The 17,149-nt window shown below is 37.4% G+C and carries 18 protein-coding genes; 16 read left to right on the top strand and 2 right to left on the bottom strand.

What is annotated here, in order from left to right:
- On the top strand, nt 1–430 hold a 430-nt coding region (gene spo0A, locus AC1DTM_RS09615), incomplete at its 5' end, for a sporulation transcription factor Spo0A (RefSeq protein ID WP_477000192.1).
- A 237-nt stretch (nt 431–667) separates the two neighbouring features.
- Nucleotides 668–1,240 (top strand): PRK06770 family protein, encoded by a 573-nt coding sequence (locus AC1DTM_RS09610; protein ID WP_016106126.1) that lies wholly within the window; start codon nt 668–670, stop codon nt 1,238–1,240.
- Between the two features lie 148 nt (nt 1,241–1,388).
- Here AC1DTM_RS09610 and AC1DTM_RS09605 read toward each other — a convergent pair whose 3' ends face one another.
- Nucleotides 1,389–1,535, bottom strand: a complete 147-nt coding sequence (locus tag AC1DTM_RS09605; protein WP_001247671.1) for a YycC family protein — start codon at nt 1,533–1,535, stop codon at nt 1,389–1,391.
- Between the two features lie 50 nt (nt 1,536–1,585).
- On the opposite strand from AC1DTM_RS09605, the gene AC1DTM_RS09600 reads away from it, so the two are divergent.
- Nucleotides 1,586–2,320 carry a glycerophosphodiester phosphodiesterase gene (locus tag AC1DTM_RS09600; RefSeq protein ID WP_477000191.1) on the top strand — a complete coding sequence of 245 codons (735 nt, stop codon included), beginning with the start codon at nt 1,586–1,588 and terminating at the stop codon, nt 2,318–2,320.
- A 42-nt stretch (nt 2,321–2,362) separates the two neighbouring features.
- Here AC1DTM_RS09600 and AC1DTM_RS09595 read toward each other — a convergent pair whose 3' ends face one another.
- Nucleotides 2,363–2,596: a DUF2627 domain-containing protein gene (locus AC1DTM_RS09595; protein ID WP_002111735.1), complete on the bottom strand. Its 234-nt coding sequence runs from the start codon at nt 2,594–2,596 to the stop codon at nt 2,363–2,365.
- A gap of 137 nt (nt 2,597–2,733) precedes the next feature.
- Here AC1DTM_RS09595 and AC1DTM_RS09590 point away from each other — a divergent pair, with 137 nt between their 5' ends.
- The 13 genes from AC1DTM_RS09590 to AC1DTM_RS09530 all read left to right on the top strand — a co-directional run bounded on the left by AC1DTM_RS09590 (nt 2,734) and on the right by AC1DTM_RS09530 (nt 16,964).
- Nucleotides 2,734–4,806, top strand: a complete 2,073-nt coding sequence (locus tag AC1DTM_RS09590) for a sigma-54 interaction domain-containing protein (RefSeq protein ID WP_016106124.1) — start codon at nt 2,734–2,736, stop codon at nt 4,804–4,806.
- A gap of 195 nt (nt 4,807–5,001) precedes the next feature.
- On the top strand, nt 5,002–5,901 hold the full coding sequence (yqiS, locus tag AC1DTM_RS09585) for a phosphate butyryltransferase (protein WP_016106123.1): 900 nt from the start codon (nt 5,002–5,004) through the stop codon (nt 5,899–5,901).
- Nucleotides 5,902–5,936: 35 nt separating this feature from the next.
- Nucleotides 5,937–7,037 carry a leucine dehydrogenase gene (locus tag AC1DTM_RS09580; RefSeq protein WP_002145827.1) on the top strand — a complete coding sequence of 367 codons (1,101 nt, stop codon included), beginning with the start codon at nt 5,937–5,939 and terminating at the stop codon, nt 7,035–7,037.
- A gap of 87 nt (nt 7,038–7,124) precedes the next feature.
- A complete protein-coding gene (gene buk / locus AC1DTM_RS09575) occupies nt 7,125–8,228 on the top strand; it encodes a butyrate kinase (protein WP_002111730.1) in 1,104 nt (367 codons plus the stop codon).
- Nucleotides 8,229–8,232: 4 nt separating this feature from the next.
- Nucleotides 8,233–9,654 (top strand): dihydrolipoyl dehydrogenase, encoded by a 1,422-nt coding sequence (gene lpdA, locus AC1DTM_RS09570; protein WP_002111728.1) that lies wholly within the window; start codon nt 8,233–8,235, stop codon nt 9,652–9,654.
- A 27-nt stretch (nt 9,655–9,681) separates the two neighbouring features.
- Nucleotides 9,682–10,683: a 3-methyl-2-oxobutanoate dehydrogenase subunit alpha gene (gene bfmBAA, locus AC1DTM_RS09565; RefSeq protein ID WP_002111726.1), complete on the top strand. Its 1,002-nt coding sequence runs from the start codon at nt 9,682–9,684 to the stop codon at nt 10,681–10,683.
- 13 nt (nt 10,684–10,696) lie between these two features.
- Nucleotides 10,697–11,680, top strand: coding sequence for a 3-methyl-2-oxobutanoate dehydrogenase subunit beta (gene bfmBAB / locus AC1DTM_RS09560; protein WP_000290070.1), 984 nt, complete (start codon nt 10,697–10,699; stop codon nt 11,678–11,680).
- A gap of 15 nt (nt 11,681–11,695) precedes the next feature.
- Nucleotides 11,696–13,015, top strand: a complete 1,320-nt coding sequence (locus AC1DTM_RS09555; RefSeq protein WP_002160556.1) for a dihydrolipoamide acetyltransferase family protein — start codon at nt 11,696–11,698, stop codon at nt 13,013–13,015.
- Nucleotides 13,016–13,353: 338 nt separating this feature from the next.
- On the top strand, nt 13,354–14,532 hold the full coding sequence (locus AC1DTM_RS09550) for an FtsW/RodA/SpoVE family cell cycle protein (protein WP_002111722.1): 1,179 nt from the start codon (nt 13,354–13,356) through the stop codon (nt 14,530–14,532).
- A gap of 109 nt (nt 14,533–14,641) precedes the next feature.
- A complete protein-coding gene (locus tag AC1DTM_RS09545) occupies nt 14,642–15,340 on the top strand; it encodes a DUF421 domain-containing protein (protein ID WP_002199397.1) in 699 nt (232 codons plus the stop codon).
- A 73-nt stretch (nt 15,341–15,413) separates the two neighbouring features.
- Nucleotides 15,414–15,878 (top strand): NUDIX hydrolase, encoded by a 465-nt coding sequence (locus AC1DTM_RS09540; RefSeq protein ID WP_477000190.1) that lies wholly within the window; start codon nt 15,414–15,416, stop codon nt 15,876–15,878.
- Nucleotides 15,879–15,999: 121 nt separating this feature from the next.
- Complete coding sequence (locus AC1DTM_RS09535; RefSeq protein ID WP_002111719.1) at nt 16,000–16,407, top strand: YjdF family protein; 408 nt, start codon at nt 16,000–16,002, stop codon at nt 16,405–16,407.
- 143 nt (nt 16,408–16,550) lie between these two features.
- On the top strand, nt 16,551–16,964 hold the full coding sequence (locus AC1DTM_RS09530; protein WP_002015097.1) for a BrxA/BrxB family bacilliredoxin: 414 nt from the start codon (nt 16,551–16,553) through the stop codon (nt 16,962–16,964).
- Nucleotides 16,965–17,149: the final 185 nt, after the last annotated feature.

Below are 17,149 nucleotides of genomic sequence, written 5' to 3'. Positions count from 1 at the left end.
TAGTGGTAAGGAAAATTCTACCATCAAACGTCCATTACCATCTTTCCGATCAGCAACAACGATTGATGGCAAACCGAAAAACTTAGATGCGAGTATTACAAGTATCATTCATGAAATTGGTGTACCCGCTCATATTAAAGGATATATGTACTTACGAGAAGCAATCTCTATGGTGTACAATGATATCGAATTACTAGGATCTATTACGAAAGTATTATATCCAGATATCGCAAAGAAATATAATACAACAGCAAGTCGTGTCGAGCGCGCAATCCGTCACGCAATTGAAGTAGCTTGGAGCCGTGGGAATATTGATTCTATTTCGTCCTTATTTGGTTATACAGTATCGATGTCAAAAGCAAAACCTACGAATTCCGAGTTCATCGCAATGGTTGCGGATAAGCTAAGACTTGAACATAAGGCTAGCTGAGATTAGTATATTCAAAATAAATTTTTTTATAAAAGATCAATGAGTTTAAAACACTCGTTGATCTTTTATTTTGTTATAAGGATAATATTGAAGTAGTATTTCATAAGAAATATGATTATGACACATTTAAAGGTGATTCATTTATTTATATGGAAAATAAAACATATATTTAGTAAGATTATCTATAAAGGGATATTTCTTGATATGATATTTGTTAGGGAATATTGGGAGGTTTATATGAAAAAGAAAATTTTAATTTGGATTGGATGTGCAATAGGCTTAGTTGGGCTTACTGCTGGTATAACTTATGGAATGTTAGAACTTGCAGATAATCCGGCGGACAAACAAGCTAGTGCTGAAATAGATACAAGCGAATATAAAACAGTTCCAAAAGAAAAAGAAGCGCAGTTTGGTGAGATTGGTGGCGCAAGTGCGAAACTTCAAATTACAAAAGATTCTACTGAAGAAGACTTAGTTAAAGCGATGCATAGTATGACTCACCAAAAAGTAATAGCTGAGCAAAAATGGGGAGCAATCCCGATGTCTAAAGAGAATGCTGAAAAAGTAAGAAGTATCTTAAATGAGAGTAATTTTGAAACGAAAGAAGAACTTTTAGCGATTGCTGAAAGATGGATAAACAAAGACTTTAGTAAAGTTGTGGACGATCATAACTACTTTTGGAAACTGCAAGGTGGTAATATCGGAAAAGCTACAGGAGTTATGGATCCGCTAGAAGAGCAAACTTTTTCTTTAAATAATTTTGGAGATGGAGTAACAGGTGAATTACACAAATCTGGAGACCTTCAATAGGTTGGAGGAAATTAAAATTTGCAATTTGTAGAAAAAGCTTCTTTATAGAGGCTTTTTATTTTGTTGTTCCATGCATTCATAATTTTAGTGGGTAAGTTATCCGTGATATAATAGAGAAAAATAAAAAGCCCTGCAAAACAGGACTATATTATTCTTCGTCTTTATTTTGTTTTTCTAATTCAACTAATTTTTGGATTAAAATATGCTGAGGCATATGCATAAGTTGTTCAAGTGGAACACCTAACGCTTTTGATAGGCGGACTGCAGTGTCTGGAGAAATTTGTAATGGTCTCATAGAAGTACCTCCTTTTTCGTATAGTATAGCATAAGATTGGGGGAGTGAGGATGACTCTTATATTTGCGCACCGTGGTGCGGCGGGAACGTATCCGGAAAATACAATGATTTCATTTGAAGCAGCAGAGGCTTTCGGGGCAGACGGAATTGAACTCGATGTTCAATTAACGAAAGATGGAAAAGTTGTCGTTATTCATGATGAAACTGTGAATCGAACGACGAATGGAAAAGGTGCTGTTCGAAATTATTTATACGAAGATTTATGTAAGTTAGATGCAAGTTATAAATTTAGTGAAAAAATAGGCTTTTGTAAAATTCCTCTTTTAGAAGAGGTACTGGAATGGCTTGAAAAAACGCAATTGCTACTTAATATTGAACTTAAAAATGATAAAATTCCATACAGAGGTTTAGAAGAAGAGGTTATAACACTTGTGCGTAAGTTTAGTCTGGAGGATCGTGTTATATTTTCTTCGTTTAACCACTATAGTATGAAACGGTGCCATATGATGGCTCCTGATATTCAAACAGCTATTTTGTATCGGGAAGGTTTGCATAGCCCGTGGGCATATGCAAAAAAGATGGGTGCTACTGCAGTGCATCCGAATTATCGTTATCTTCAAGATGCCATCGCTGAATTAACGATGGAAAGTGGTGTAGAGGTTCGTCCTTACATGATAAATGAAGAAACGCTTATGCGTAAATATTTTGATATGAACATATCGGCGATTATTACTGATTATCCTGAAACAGCAAGAACTTTATTACCGATAAAAAATGAGACCTAATATAATGGTCTCATTTTTTTATCGGTATGTGAAAACTTTGTTCTATCTTCTGAAGCGGGCTTGCACTTTATTTCTCTTACGATCTCTGTGTAAGACGAAGCCGCCGAAAATATAAAACCCGAGTGCAAAGCAAAGAGCGCCGATTAAAAATTGTAACCATAATATAGGGATTGGGGAGAATAAAATCCCAAATACAGTATCTCTCATTAGTTTAATACCAAGCACGGCTAATGAAATCGGGATGAGTGCTAATGATAGAGCGAGGTAACGCTGCATACATAACGCCCCTTTTCAGATTATTTTGTTTATTTTAATGATGTTATATGAAAAGGGGGTTTGTCAAGAGATTGCTGAACGAGTAAGATAAGGATGTGAAAAATTTTGCAGAGATACTTCGAGAGGAAGTGTAATGTATGAAACAAAAGGTGTTAATTGTTGGAGCGGGTGAAGGTGGGAGTATACTACTGAGTCTGTTACAAAATTCGAATATATTTCAAATTATAGGAGTTATTGATATTAATCCAATTGCGAAAGGATTACAAATCGCAAAGGAATATGGGACTCCGATTGGTGATAGTGTAACTCCGTTTCTTTCTATGCATATTGATGTAATGTTTGATATGACAGGTGATTATGATTTACATAAAGTTTTATTGGGAAGCAAGCATAAAGACACCCTTCTTATACCAGGGGATATTGCAAAAATTGTTACGAAACTAGCGCATGAGAAGGAAAGCTTAATTGGGAAGCTAGAAGAACAGACGCAACAAGGGAATTTAATTTTAAATTCTACGCACGACGGTATGATTGTTATAGACCAAGAGGGACAAGTTCGTCTGTTTAATAAAAGTGCAGAGCGTATTATCGGATATAAGAAAGAAGAGGCGATAGGAAAATATATTTTAGAAGTTATTCCAACGAGTAAGTTGCTTCGGATTATACGTACGAAACAAATAGAAGTGAATCATGAACTGACGCTAGAAAATGAAAATAAGATCATTACAACGCGTATTCCAATATTAAAAGAAGATGGAGAGGTTCAAGGAGCATTTGCGATTTTTAAAGATATTACAGAAGTTGTAGATTTAGCGGAAGAAGTTACAGATTTAAAAGAAATTCAAACGCTACTTGAGGCGATTATTAACTCATCTGAGGAAGCAATTTCGGTTGTTGATGAGAAAGGAAGAGGGTTAGTTATAAACCCTGCTTATACGAAGTTAACGGGTTTAACCGAAGAGGATATTATAGGGAAGCCAGCTACAACTGATATTGTAGAAGGTGAAAGTATGCATATGAAAGTACTTCGGACGCGCCGAGCGGTACGAGGAATACATATGAAGATTGGGCAAAAAAAGCGAGATGTAATTGTAAACGTAGCACCGGTTATTGTTGATGGAATATTGAAAGGGAGCGTCGGGGTAATTCGCGATGTATCAGAAATTCAAAAGTTAACAAATGAATTGAATAGGGCAAGACAAATCATTCGAACGTTAGAAGCAAAATATTCATTTGATGATATTGTTGGTGATTCAGATGAAACGACGGCAGCTATTGAACAAGCAAAACTTGGAGCGAATACACCGGCAACAGTATTGCTTAGAGGGGAATCTGGTACGGGGAAAGAGTTATTTGCACACGCTATTCATAACGGTAGTAATCGAAAATACAATAAGTTTGTACGAGTAAACTGTGCTGCTATTTCTGAGACCTTATTAGAAAGTGAATTATTCGGTTATGAGGAAGGCGCGTTTTCTGGAGCGAAAAGAGGCGGGAAACGAGGATTCTTTGAAGAAGCGAATAATGGAAGTGTTTTTTTAGATGAAATCGGAGAGTTATCTGCAAATACGCAAGCGAAGCTCCTTCGTGTACTACAAGAAAAAGAAATTGTGAAAGTAGGGGGAACGAAAGCGATACCTATTAATGTTCGAGTGATCGCTGCGACGCATGTGAATTTAGAAAAAGCTATTTTAGAAGGGAAGTTCAGAGAGGACTTATATTATCGTTTAAATAAAATCCCCATTCAAATCCCTTCCCTTCGTCAGCGTAAAGGAGACATACCAGCGATTGCAGAAAGGTTAATTCAAAAAATTAATCAAGATTATGGTCGTAATGTAGAAGGACTCACCGATTCAGCCATTTCGTATTTACAATCATATGAATGGCCAGGGAATGTTAGGGAACTTGAAAATATTTTAGGACGAGCTATTATCTTTATGAATTATAACGAGATATATATTGATGTACATCATTTACCGCCTTTACATAAAGAAGAACAAGTAGAGACGAAACAAAATAATTTATTACCTGAATTAGAAGAGAAGGCCCTTGAACACCTAGTGACAGAATTTGAGGGGAATATTATCCGTGAATATTTAGAGAAATTTGATGGGAACAAAACGAAGACTGCAAAAGCGTTAGGGATTTCAGTTCGAAACTTATATTACAAGATAGAAAAGCACGACTGTGCAAAAAATAGCATGCAATAAATTGCGCACCATGCAATTTATTGCATGGTATACAAAAAGTGACAAAACGAGACAGAATATTTAGTTGTTTTCCAAAGTATTGATTTCACTGCATTTTGAATGCGTTTTCATTATTGGTAAGACCAATTTTAAAAGTTGGCACGGTATTTGCTTAATGAATAGACGAGGGACGACGGAAAGGGTTGATTACAAAATATGAAGTTAGAACACTTAATTGATCAAGCAGCAGGACAGCCTAAAAAAACTATGGCTGTAGCAGTAGCTGAAGATCATGAAGTAATTGAAGCTGTAGCGAAAGCAATCAAGTTACAGCTAGCTCAATTTCGTCTATATGGAAATCAAGAGAAAATAATAGGGATGCTACAAGAGCATGGGTTACAAACTTCAGAACATATTGAAGTGATTGCAGCAGCGTCAAGTGCTGAGGCTGCAGAACTTTCTGTTAAAGCTGTAAGCAATGGCGAAGCAGATGTACTAATGAAGGGGAACATCCCAACAGCAAATATTTTGAAAGCTGTATTAAATAAAGAGTGGGGACTTCGTAAGGGCAGCGTGCTTTCACATGTTGCAGCGTTTGAAGTTCCAAATTACGATCGTCTTATTTTTGTTACAGACGCAGCGATGAACATTGCACCTGATGTAACACAAAAAGCTGCTATTATACAAAATACTGTAGAAGTTGCCCAGGCAATAGGAATTGATTTGCCAAAGGTAGCGCCAATTGCAGCGGTAGAGGTTGTTAATCCTGCGATGCAAGCGACAATTGATGCAGCGATGTTAACTCAAATGAATCGCCGCGGACAAATTAAAAATTGTGTCGTTGATGGACCACTTGCTTTAGATAATGCAGTATCACAAATTGCAGCAGAACATAAAGGCATAGTAAGTGATGTAGCAGGTAAGGCAGACATTTTACTCGTCCCAACGATTGAAGCTGGAAATGTGCTATATAAATCACTCGTCTATTTTGCAAATGCAAAGGTAGGAGCGATGATTGCTGGCGCTAAAGCACCGATTGTTTTAACATCACGTGCTGATTCAGCAGAAACAAAAGTATATTCATTAGCATTGGCAGTTGCGACTGCTTCAAAATAAACCAAATAGGGTAAAACAATTAGGGGGAAACGACAATGACATTAGAAATCTTCGAATACTTAGAAAAATATGATTATGAGCAAGTGGTATTTTGTCAAGATAAAGAATCTGGTTTAAAAGCAATCATCGCAATCCATGATACAACACTTGGACCAGCTCTTGGTGGAACAAGAATGTGGACATATGATTCTGAAGAAGCGGCGATTGAAGATGCATTGCGTCTTGCAAAAGGGATGACATACAAAAATGCAGCAGCTGGTTTAAACTTAGGTGGTGCAAAAACAGTAATTATCGGTGATCCACGTAAAGATAAAAGCGAAGCGATGTTCCGTGCATTAGGACGCTACATTCAAGGACTAAACGGACGTTACATTACAGCTGAAGATGTTGGTACAACAGTAGATGATATGGATATTATCCATGAAGAAACTGATTTTGTAACAGGGATTTCACCATCATTCGGTTCTTCTGGTAACCCATCTCCAGTAACTGCATACGGTGTTTACCGTGGTATGAAAGCAGCTGCAAAAGAAGCGTTCGGTACAGATAACCTAGAAGGAAGAGTAATTTCTATTCAAGGTGTTGGTAACGTAGCATATCACCTATGCAAACATTTACACGCTGAAGGAGCAAAATTAATCGTTACAGATATTAATAAAGAAGCTGTACAACGTGCAGTAGAAGAATTCGGTGCAACAGCAGTTGAGCCAAATGAAATTTACGGTGTTGAATGTGATATTTACGCACCATGTGCATTAGGCGCAACAGTTAATGATGAAACTATTCCACAACTTAAAGCAAAAGTAATCGCAGGTTCTGCAAATAACCAATTAAAAGAAGATCGTCACGGCGACATCATTCATGAAATGGGTATTGTATACGCACCAGACTATGTTATTAATGCAGGTGGCGTAATTAACGTAGCAGACGAATTATATGGATACAATAGAGAACGTGCATTAAAACGTGTTGAGTCTATTTATGACACAATTGCAAAAGTAATCGAAATTTCAAAACGCGATGGCATAGCAACTTATGTAGCAGCAGATCGTCTAGCTGAAGAGCGCATTGCAAGCTTGAAAAACACTCGTAGCACATACTTACGCAACGGTCACGATATTATTAGCCGTCGCTAATCATTCATATATAACTTTTACAAAAGGTGTGGTTACCTCTTATGAGGTTCCCACTTCCTTTTGAATTTATTAGTGGAGGTAGCAACATTGTCTGTAAATCGAATTCTTGTTATTAACCCAGGTAGTACATCCACAAAAATTGGTGTTTTTGATAATGAAAGACCCGTTCTAGAAGAAACTATTCGTCATGACGTAGAACAGATTGGGAAATATAAGCGAATTATCGACCAATATGAGTTTCGAAAAGAAACGATTTTAGAAGTTCTACATTCTCATGGTATTAACATTTCAAAATTAAACGCTGTTTGTGGACGTGGTGGATTACTTCGTCCAATCGAAGGCGGTACGTATACAGTAAACAATGCGATGTTAGAAGATTTAAAAAATGGGTTTAGCGGTCATCACGCTTCAAATCTCGGAGGCATTCTAGCTTATGAAATCGCTTCTGGATTAAATATTCCTGCATTCATTGTGGATCCTGTCGTTGTAGATGAAATGGAACCGATTGCTCGTATTAGCGGTATTGCTGGTATGGAACGTAAAAGTATTTTCCATGCATTAAACCAAAAAGCGGTTGCTCGTAAAGTAGCAGATGAATTAAATCACAAATATGAGGATTTAAATTTATTAGTTACACATATGGGCGGCGGTATTACAGTTGGTGCTCATAAAAAAGGAAAAGTTATCGATGTTAATAATGGCTTAAACGGAGAAGGACCATTTAGTCCAGAGCGTGCTGGTACAGTACCAGTAGGGCAATTAGTTGAAATGTGTTTCTCTGGTGAGTATTACCGAGACGAAATGGTCAAAAAACTTGTCGGACAAGGTGGACTTGTAAGTCTTATCGGTACAAACGATGCAATTAAAGTAGAACAAATGGTTGAAAAAGGTGATCCTGAAGCAACTCTTATTTATAAAGCAATGGCATATCAAGTTGCAAAAGAGATTGGCGGAGCTAGTGCTGTACTTCACGGGAAAATCGATGCAATCGTATTAACTGGCGGACTTGCGTACAGTAAAATTCTTGTCGATGAAATAAAAGAACGTGTTCACTGGATTGCAGATGTTATCGTACATCCAGGAGAAGATGAATTACAAGCGTTAGCAGAAGGAGCACTTCGTGTATTACGTGAAGAAGAAGCTCCAAAAGAATATGTTGTACGAGAAAAACAAACAGTAGCTAGGGGTTGAGATAATGGCAAGAGAATATGATTTAGTCATCGTTGGCGGCGGTACTGGTGGATATGTTGCTGCTATTCGTGCATCACAACTAGGGTTAAAAACTGCACTTGTTGAAAAAGAAAATCTTGGTGGTACTTGTTTACACAAAGGATGTATTCCTAGTAAAGCTCTTTTACGTAGTGCGGAAGTATACGCAACTGCTAAAAAAGGAGAAGAGTTCGGAGTTATTGCAAGTAACGTAGAACTAAACTTTGCTAAAGTACAAGAGCGTAAAGAGAAGATTGTAACGCAGCTTCATAAAGGCGTTCAGCATTTAATGAAACAAGGTAAAATTGATGTGTTTGAAGGTATTGGCCGTATTCTTGGCCCATCTATTTTCTCTCCAATGCCAGGTACAATTTCAGTTGAACTTGCAAGTGGAGAAGAGAATGAAATGTTAATTCCAAAAAATGTACTTGTTGCAACAGGTTCTCGTCCAAATTCATTACCAGGATTAGAGTTAGACGGAGAGTATGTAATGTCTTCGGATCATGCCCTAAAAATGGAAACGCTTCCTAGTTCGATCATTATTGTTGGTGGCGGTGTAATTGGTATTGAGTGGGCATCTATGCTTGCTGACTTCGGTGTAGAAGTTACAGTATTAGAGTATGCGAAAAACATATTACCACTAGAGGATAATGACGTTTCAAAAGAAATGCAGCGTCTATTCAAGAAAAAAGGTATTAAAGTGGTAACTGGTGCAAAAGTATTACCGGAAACATTGGTAAAAGATAATGGAGTAACAATTCAAGCTGAACATAACGGTGAGAATAAAGCATTTAAAGCAGAAAAAATGCTTGTATCTGTAGGAAGACAAGCGAATACGCAAAATATGGGCTTAGAGAATACAGATATTGTTGTGGAAAAAGGATACATTCAAACAAATGAGTTTTATCAAACGAAGGAATCTCATATTTACGCAATTGGAGATGTAATCGGTGGCCTACAACTTGCTCACGTTGCTTCGCATGAAGGAATTGTTGCTGTAGAACATATTGCTGGTAAAGAAGTTACACCAATTGATTATTCTATGGTATCGAAATGCGTATATAGCAGTCCAGAAGTTGCTTCTGTTGGTTTAACAGAACGAGAAGCGAAAGAAAAAGGCTATAAGTTAAAAGTAGGTAAATTCTCATTCCGTGCAATCGGAAAGGCACTTGTATACGGAGAATCAGACGGTTTTGTAAAACTTGTAGTTGATGAAGAAACAAATGACATTCTTGGTGTTCATATGATCGGACCACACGTAACAGATATGATTTCTGAAGCGGGTCTTGCAAGAGTACTTGATGCAACACCTTGGGAAGTAGCACATACAATTCATCCGCATCCATCATTATCTGAGGCGATTGGTGAAGCTGCATTAGCTGTAGATGGAAGAGCGTTACACGCATAAAAATGTGGATTTAGGAGGTTATGAAAAATGGCAGAAGTAAAAGAAAAGCGCCATGAAGAGTTTGGTTTAAGTGATGAGCAAGTATTAGAAATGTTCCGTACGATGTTACTTGCACGTAAAATCGACGAACGTATGTGGTTATTAAACCGTGCAGGTAAAATTCCATTCGTAATTTCTTGTCAAGGACAAGAGGCTGCACAAGTTGGAGCAGCGTTCGCTCTTGATAGAGAGAAAGATTATGCATTACCATACTACCGTGATATGGGTGTTGTATTAGCGTTTGGTATGACAGCAAAAGAACTTATGTTATCTGCTTTCGCGAAAGCTGGAGATCCAAACTCTGGTGGTCGTCAAATGCCTGGTCACTTCGGTCAAAAGAAAAATCGTATTGTGACAGGTTCATCTCCAGTAACAACACAAGTACCACATGCAGTTGGTATTGCACTAGCTGGAAAAATGGAGAAGAAAGATTTAGTAACGTTCGTTACATTCGGAGAAGGCTCTTCAAACCAAGGTGATTTCCATGAAGGGGCAAACTTTGCTGGTGTACACAAACTACCTGTTATTTTCATGTGTGAAAATAATAAATATGCAATCTCTATTCCGGTTGAAAAACAATTAGCATGTAAAAACGTATCAGATCGTGCAATTGGTTACGGTATGCCTGGATATACAATAGACGGAAACGATCCGCTTGCAGTATATAAAGCTGTTAAAGAAGCAGCAGACCGCGGTCGTCGTGGTGAAGGCCCAACTTTAATTGAAACAGTATCATATCGTTTAACAGCACATTCTAGTGACGACGATGATCGTGTTTACCGTGATAAAGAAGAAGTAGAAGAAGCGAAGAAAAAAGATTCAATTATAACATTTGCAGCTTATTTAAAAGAAGTTGGCGTGTTAACTGAGGAATTTGAAAAACAAATGTTAGATGAAATTATGCATATCGTAAATGAAGCAACAGAATATGCAGAAAATGCTCCGTATGCAGCACCTGAAGATGCATTGAAGCACGTATACGCAGAATAGGGGGGAACGTTTCATGGCTGTAATGTCTTATATTGATGCTATTACATTAGCAATGCGCGAAGAAATGGAACGCGATGAGAAAGTATTCGTTTTAGGAGAAGATGTTGGTAAAAAAGGTGGCGTGTTTAAAGCGACACACGGTTTATATGATCAATTTGGTGAAGATCGTGCACTTGATGCACCGCTTGCAGAATCTGCAATTGCTGGGGTAGCAATTGGTGCGGCAATGTATGGTATGCGCCCAATCGCTGAAATGCAGTTTGCTGATTTCATCATGCCAGCAGTAAACCAAATTGTTTCTGAGGCAGCAAAAATTCGTTATCGTTCTAACAACGATTGGACTTGTCCAGTTACAATTCGTGCGCCATTTGGCGGGGGTGTTCACGGTGCATTGTATCATTCACAATCTGTAGAAGCGATGTTTGCAAACCAACCAGGTTTAAAAATTGTTATCCCTTCTACACCATATGATGCAAAAGGCTTATTAAAAGCAGCAATTCGTGATGAAGATCCAGTATTATTCTTTGAACATAAGCGTGCATATCGCTTAATTAAAGGTGAAGTGCCAGAAGATGACTATGTATTACCAATCGGAAAAGCAGATGTGAAACGCGAAGGTGATGATATTACTGTTATCACTTACGGATTATGTGTTCACTTTGCTCTTCAAGCAGCTGAGAAATTAGCACAAGATGGCATTTCTGCACACATTCTTGATTTACGTACTGTGTATCCGTTAGATAAAGAAGCGATTATTGAAGCAGCTTCTAAAACAGGTAAAGTTCTTCTTGTAACAGAAGACAATAAAGAAGGAAGTATCATAAGTGAAGTGGCAGCAATTATTGCTGAAAATTGTCTGTTTGATTTAGATGCGCCAATCGCACGTCTTGCAGGCCCAGACGTTCCGGCAATGCCATATGCACCAACAATGGAAAAATTCTTTATGGTAAATCCAGATAAAGTTGAAAAAGCAATGCGTGAACTTGCGGAATTTTAATCGGGGGGACTATACATGGCTGTAGAAAATATCACAATGCCTCAGCTCGGGGAGAGCGTTACAGAGGGTACAATTAGTAAATGGCTCGTTAATGTTGGCGATCACGTAAACAAGTATGATCCACTTGCAGAAGTAATGACTGATAAAGTAAATGCCGAAGTACCATCTTCTTTCACTGGTATTGTGAAAGAGCTAATAGCTGGCGAAGGTGAAACGTTAGCTGTAGGTGAAGTTGTTTGTGTCATTCAAGTAGAAGGCGCAGATGAAGTAGCAGCAACAGCTGTAGAGGAAAAAACGAAAGAAGAACCAAAGGCAGAAGTAACTACGCCTGAAAAAGCACCGAAAGCAAAACAACCAACTGATGGAAAACCACGTTTTTCACCAGCTGTGTTAAAACTTGCGGGTGAGCATAACGTTGATTTAGATTTAGTAGAAGGTACGGGGGCAAATGGCCGTATTACTCGTAAAGATATTTTAAAGCTAGTGGAATCTGGAAATATTCCGCAAGCAGGTGCGAAGAAAGAGGCAGTTGTTGCAGTAGCAGCGCGTCCAGAAGCACCAAAATCAGCGGCAGTAGCCCCGGTAGCGTCAAAAGTAGAAGCTGCAAAACCAGTTTCTGTGCCGACAATGCCTGGAGATATCGAGATTCCGGTAACAGGTGTGCGTAAAGCAATTGCAGCAAATATGTTACGCAGTAAACACGAGGCACCTCATGCTTGGATGATGATTGAAGTAGATGTGACAAACCTTGTATCATACCGTAACTCAATTAAAGGCGATTTCAAAAAGCGTGAAGGCTTTAACTTAACGTTCTTTGCTTTCTTCGTAAAAGCAGTAGCACAAGCGCTAAAAGAATATCCTCAAATTAACTCAATGTGGGCTGGCGATAAAATCGTTCAGAAGAAAGACATTAACCTTTCTATCGCTGTTGCAACAGAGGAAGAACTATTTGTACCAGTAATTAAGCACGCGGACGAGAAAACAATTAAAGGTATCGCTCGCGAAATTACAGAACTTGCAGGAAAAGTACGCACGAAATCATTAAAAGCTGATGAAATGCAAGGCGGAACATTTACAATTAATAACACAGGATCATTCGGTTCTGTTCAATCTATGGGTATTATTAATTACCCACAAGCGGCTATTTTACAAGTTGAATCAATTGTAAAACGCCCAGTAATTATGGATAATGGTATGTTCGGTGCTCGTGACATGGTTAACTTATGTTTATCACTTGATCACCGTGTACTTGATGGTTTAATTTGTGGTAAATTCTTAGGACGTGTAAAAGAAATTTTAGAAAATACGTCAGAGAACAATACATCTGTATATTAATAAAAAGCTCGCGTTTGCGAGCTTTTTATCATTTCATTTCTTCATTTGTATCCTACTATATGTACAAACCTTTCCCAGTAATCTTACAATGAATGATCATGTATTAGGAATTTGCGAAAATACATTGCTGATATATGGTATATAGATATAAAATAAAAAAAGAATAATTTTTTGGCAAATCTTACTGATGAAACTGTAGTATAATATATTGTATTGTATGAAAAAGAGAGTTATTCTATATAAGTGTTTTATAGATAATGTGTAATCAGTCGTCAAAACATGAAGAATGTTGACTCCTGGTTTTTTATTTTGCTGTAACAATGTTTCAGGAGGATGTCATGAAAAGAAGTACCGAGTTTCTAAAAAGTTTAGATGTAAAATTAATTTTAATTTTGTGTGCACTATGTGTTACGAGTATAGCTGCTATATATAGCAGTCAGCAAACCGGACAGTATGGAGATGCAAACTTTGCTATGAAGCAGGGAGTTAACTACATAATTGGGGTTGTATTGTTACTTCTTGTTGCAAGCATCGACTTAGATCAATGGCAAAAATTGTCTTGGCCACTTTATATCGCTGGGTTTGGTTCACTTATTCTTTTGAAAATACTACCGGTTTCCAGTTTTACACCTGAAAAATTAGGTGCAAAAAGATGGTTTGTTTTTCCAGTAGCTGGACAAATTCAGCCATCGGAGTTTTTCAAAATTTCATTGCTTCTCATAATAGCCAGTTTAGCGGTGAAACATAATGCTCAGTATATGGCCCGGACATTCCAAACTGATTTGAAATTAGTCGGGAAAATTATGTTAGTATCTCTTCCACCTATGGCCGTTGTATATAGCCAGCCAGACACAGGAATGGTGTTCTTATATGCAGCAGCTATCGCATGTATTTTATTTATGTCAGGAATTCAAAAGAAATTAATTGCGATATGTACAGTCATTCCGGTGACCATATTGTCTACATTAATATTTATATTTGTAAAATATCCAGATTTCTTCTTTAATAAATTAGTTACTCTGTTAAAACCTCACCAACAATCACGTATTATAGGTTGGCTAGATCCATTTGAAAATGCAAATGAAGGCTATCAAACGCAGCAATCGATTTTAGCTGTAGGTAGTGGAGGTATGGAAGGTAAAGGGTACGGTGAAGGGAGCGTCTATATTCCGGAGAAACACACGGACTTTATTTTCGCTACAATTGCTGAAGAAGGCGGATTTATAGTAGCAGCACTAGTTGTGTTCTTGTTCCTGTTACTACTTTATCGAACAATTATTATCGGTTATTCTGCTGATAATTTATTTGGTACATTATTATGTGCTGGATCAATAGGAATACTAACGGTTCAAATATTCCAAAATATTGGTATGATCGTTGGATTAATGCCTGTAAAAGGTATCGCGTTACCTTTCTTATCATATGGGGGAAGTTCCTTATTCTCGAATATGATTATGATGGGGCTCATATTATCGGTACGGAAAACGTATAAAAAATATATGTTTTCAGTTAAGTAAAAAAAAAGCTGACTCGTTTTTAAACGAATCAGCTTTTTTACATATATGCCCTTAAACGTCGCAAACTAAGAAAGAAGTGTAGTTTGCGACGTTTAAGGAGTGCAAAGTTATGCATATTTTTGAAGGAGCACGGCATCTTTCTAATGGCGAATGGGTTATCCGAGCGATTATAGCTTATATATTTTTAATTCTTGTTGCGAAAGCGATGGGGCAAAGGTCTATTGCGCAACTAAGATTTTTAGACGTTGTACTAGTGTTATTATTAGGGGGGAATATTTCTAACGCATTATCAGATGAAAAGGTTGGATTACTCGGTTCGATGATTACAACGTTCATACTCGTTGTACTTCATATAATAAGCTCTGTTTTAATGTTGAAATGGGATAGGTGGAGACGTTTTTTAGAGCCTGCACCTATTATTCTTATACATAATGGTTCCATTGATTTTAGTAACTTAAAAAAAGCGAGAATTACGGTGGAATATTTATTTTCGGAACTTCGCGTGCAAAATGTGAGCGATATTCAAACGATTAAATTAGCATTGTGGGAAGCGAGTGGTGTTGTTTCTATATTTCAGTATCCAGAATATGAAGCAGTTTCTCGGCTTGACCTTAAAGTGGCGGGGAAAAAAGCTCCAGTTGCTTTTATATTAGTGAAAGATGGAAGGATTCAGCAAGATGTTCTCGCTTTATTAGGAAAAACAGAAGAGTGGGCGAAAGAGTGTTTAGAGAAGAGTGCAGAAATCGAATCCATTATGTTAGCTACAGTTGATGAAGCGCATAAAATAAATGTTTTGTTAAAAAAATGAAAAATATACGCATTTTGTCGTTTCATACATATGATACAATAGTGTGAACAACGGAAAAATGGGAGGTGTTTCCATGGGATATGTAGAGGAGTTACGAAAAGTAGTTGGTCATCGCCCTTTAATTTTAGTTGGTGCTGTTGTAYTCGTTATAAATGAAAATGGTTATGTTTTATTACAACAGCGAACAGAGCCGTACGGAAAATGGGGGTTGCCTGGCGGGCTAATGGAGCTTGGTGAATCACCAGAAGAAACAGCTTACCGTGAAGTATATGAAGAGACAGGAATAGAAGTAAAGAACCTCCGATTAATCAATGTATTTTCTGGAGCGAACTACTTTACAAAATTAACAAACGGTGATGAGTTTCAATCCGTAACGACAGCCTATTATACCGATGAATACGAAGGGAATTTTGTTATGAATAAAGAAGAAGCGGTTCAGCTTAAATTCTTCCCGGTAACAGAGCTACCTGATTATATTGTAGGATCGCATAAAAAAATGATTGTGGAATATATGAAAATTATGGAAAAAAAGATATAATAGTAGTGGAAGAAATACAAAAACACAGATCTGGTTGGTAGTCCAGACGCATGATTTTATGTCAGTAACCTTCCCCTCCGGGATGTCCAGTATTTCTAATTTTTTTAAGGAGGGGCTGTCAATGGAGTTGACAGTATATCATGATGGTCAATTTTTTGTGGGAATTATTACTCGCAAAGAAAAAGGGAAGTTGTTTGGAGCGAAGTATATTTTTGGGACGGAACCATCAGATGAAGAAGTACTTATATTTGTAAATGGTCCAATGTTAGCGTATTTCCAGCACTTTGCAAGATTTGGTGTGGAGATTAAAGAAAAACAGCGCCCGAAAAATATTAAGCGTATCATACGGCARTCGGCCAAAGAAGTAAATGAAAAACGTTATACAAAAGCGCAAGAGGCAATTAGTTTATCTTACGAGTTGCATAAACAAGAAAAGCGAGTGCAATCTAAAGAGAAACGAGAAGCTGAAAAGCAAAGAAGACGTTTAATAAAAGTACAAAAGGCAAAGCAAAAACATCGAGGTCATTAAGAAAAGGTGTTAGAGCAAGAGCTCTAACACCTTTTCTACGCTCAAATACAATTAAACTTACTTGTATTCTCTAAACATTAACTGGTAAGATACAAATAGGTAGAATTAGAGGAGGGAAAAGATTGATTAACTTTAACTTTTTTATGAATGATGTTGTCCGTCAAGCGCGTGAAGAGATCGTTTCTGCGGGATATACAGAATTGACGACACCAGAAGCAGTCGAAGAAGCATTTAAAAGAAATGGTACAACACTTGTAATGGTAAACTCTGTATGTGGCTGTGCAGGCGGTATTGCTCGCCCTGCTGCTGCACATTCCGTACATTATGATAAACGCCCTAACCACCTTGTAACGGTATTTGCGGGTCAAGATAAAGAAGCAACAGCAAGAGCTCGTGAATATTTTGAAGGATATCCACCTTCATCTCCATCATTTGCTTTATTGAAAGATGGAAAAATTGTAACGATGGTAGAACGTCATGAAATTGAAGGCCATGAACCAATGCAAGTAATTGCAAAACTACAATCTTACTTCGAAGATAATTGCGAAGAACTATAAGGAAGAGAAAAAGCGGTACGTTCAGGAACAAGTGGACGTACCGCTTTTTTATTTGTTTTTTATAATGATTGGACATGCATAGAGATATTGTTTTATGCATGTTTTTATGCAGTGAAAACGAACTTAATAATGTTTTTGTGTTTATTTTTATTTTAAATGTTGCATAAAAATGAAAGTGTTGATAC

The organism is Bacillus sp. P4_D3, assembly GCF_056401855.1.
The sequence above is the reverse complement of the archived record's forward strand: the minus strand, read 5'-3'. Positions and strand labels throughout refer to the sequence as shown.

Coding starts and splice junctions, on each gene's coding strand:
- AC1DTM_RS09610 (WP_016106126.1), top strand. CDS start 668: ATGAAAAAGAAAATTTTAATTTGGATTGGATGTGCAATAGGCTTAGTT.
- AC1DTM_RS09605 (WP_001247671.1), bottom strand. CDS start 1,535: ATGAGACCATTACAAATTTCTCCAGACACTGCAGTCCGCCTATCAAAA.
- AC1DTM_RS09600 (WP_477000191.1), top strand. CDS start 1,586: ATGACTCTTATATTTGCGCACCGTGGTGCGGCGGGAACGTATCCGGAA.
- AC1DTM_RS09595 (WP_002111735.1), bottom strand. CDS start 2,596: ATGCAGCGTTACCTCGCTCTATCATTAGCACTCATCCCGATTTCATTA.
- AC1DTM_RS09590 (WP_016106124.1), top strand. CDS start 2,734: ATGAAACAAAAGGTGTTAATTGTTGGAGCGGGTGAAGGTGGGAGTATA.
- yqiS (WP_016106123.1), top strand. CDS start 5,002: ATGAAGTTAGAACACTTAATTGATCAAGCAGCAGGACAGCCTAAAAAA.
- AC1DTM_RS09580 (WP_002145827.1), top strand. CDS start 5,937: ATGACATTAGAAATCTTCGAATACTTAGAAAAATATGATTATGAGCAA.
- lpdA (WP_002111728.1), top strand. CDS start 8,233: ATGGCAAGAGAATATGATTTAGTCATCGTTGGCGGCGGTACTGGTGGA.
- bfmBAA (WP_002111726.1), top strand. CDS start 9,682: ATGGCAGAAGTAAAAGAAAAGCGCCATGAAGAGTTTGGTTTAAGTGAT.
- bfmBAB (WP_000290070.1), top strand. CDS start 10,697: ATGGCTGTAATGTCTTATATTGATGCTATTACATTAGCAATGCGCGAA.
- AC1DTM_RS09555 (WP_002160556.1), top strand. CDS start 11,696: ATGGCTGTAGAAAATATCACAATGCCTCAGCTCGGGGAGAGCGTTACA.
- AC1DTM_RS09550 (WP_002111722.1), top strand. CDS start 13,354: ATGAAAAGAAGTACCGAGTTTCTAAAAAGTTTAGATGTAAAATTAATT.
- AC1DTM_RS09545 (WP_002199397.1), top strand. CDS start 14,642: ATGCATATTTTTGAAGGAGCACGGCATCTTTCTAATGGCGAATGGGTT.
- AC1DTM_RS09530 (WP_002015097.1), top strand. CDS start 16,551: ATGAATGATGTTGTCCGTCAAGCGCGTGAAGAGATCGTTTCTGCGGGA.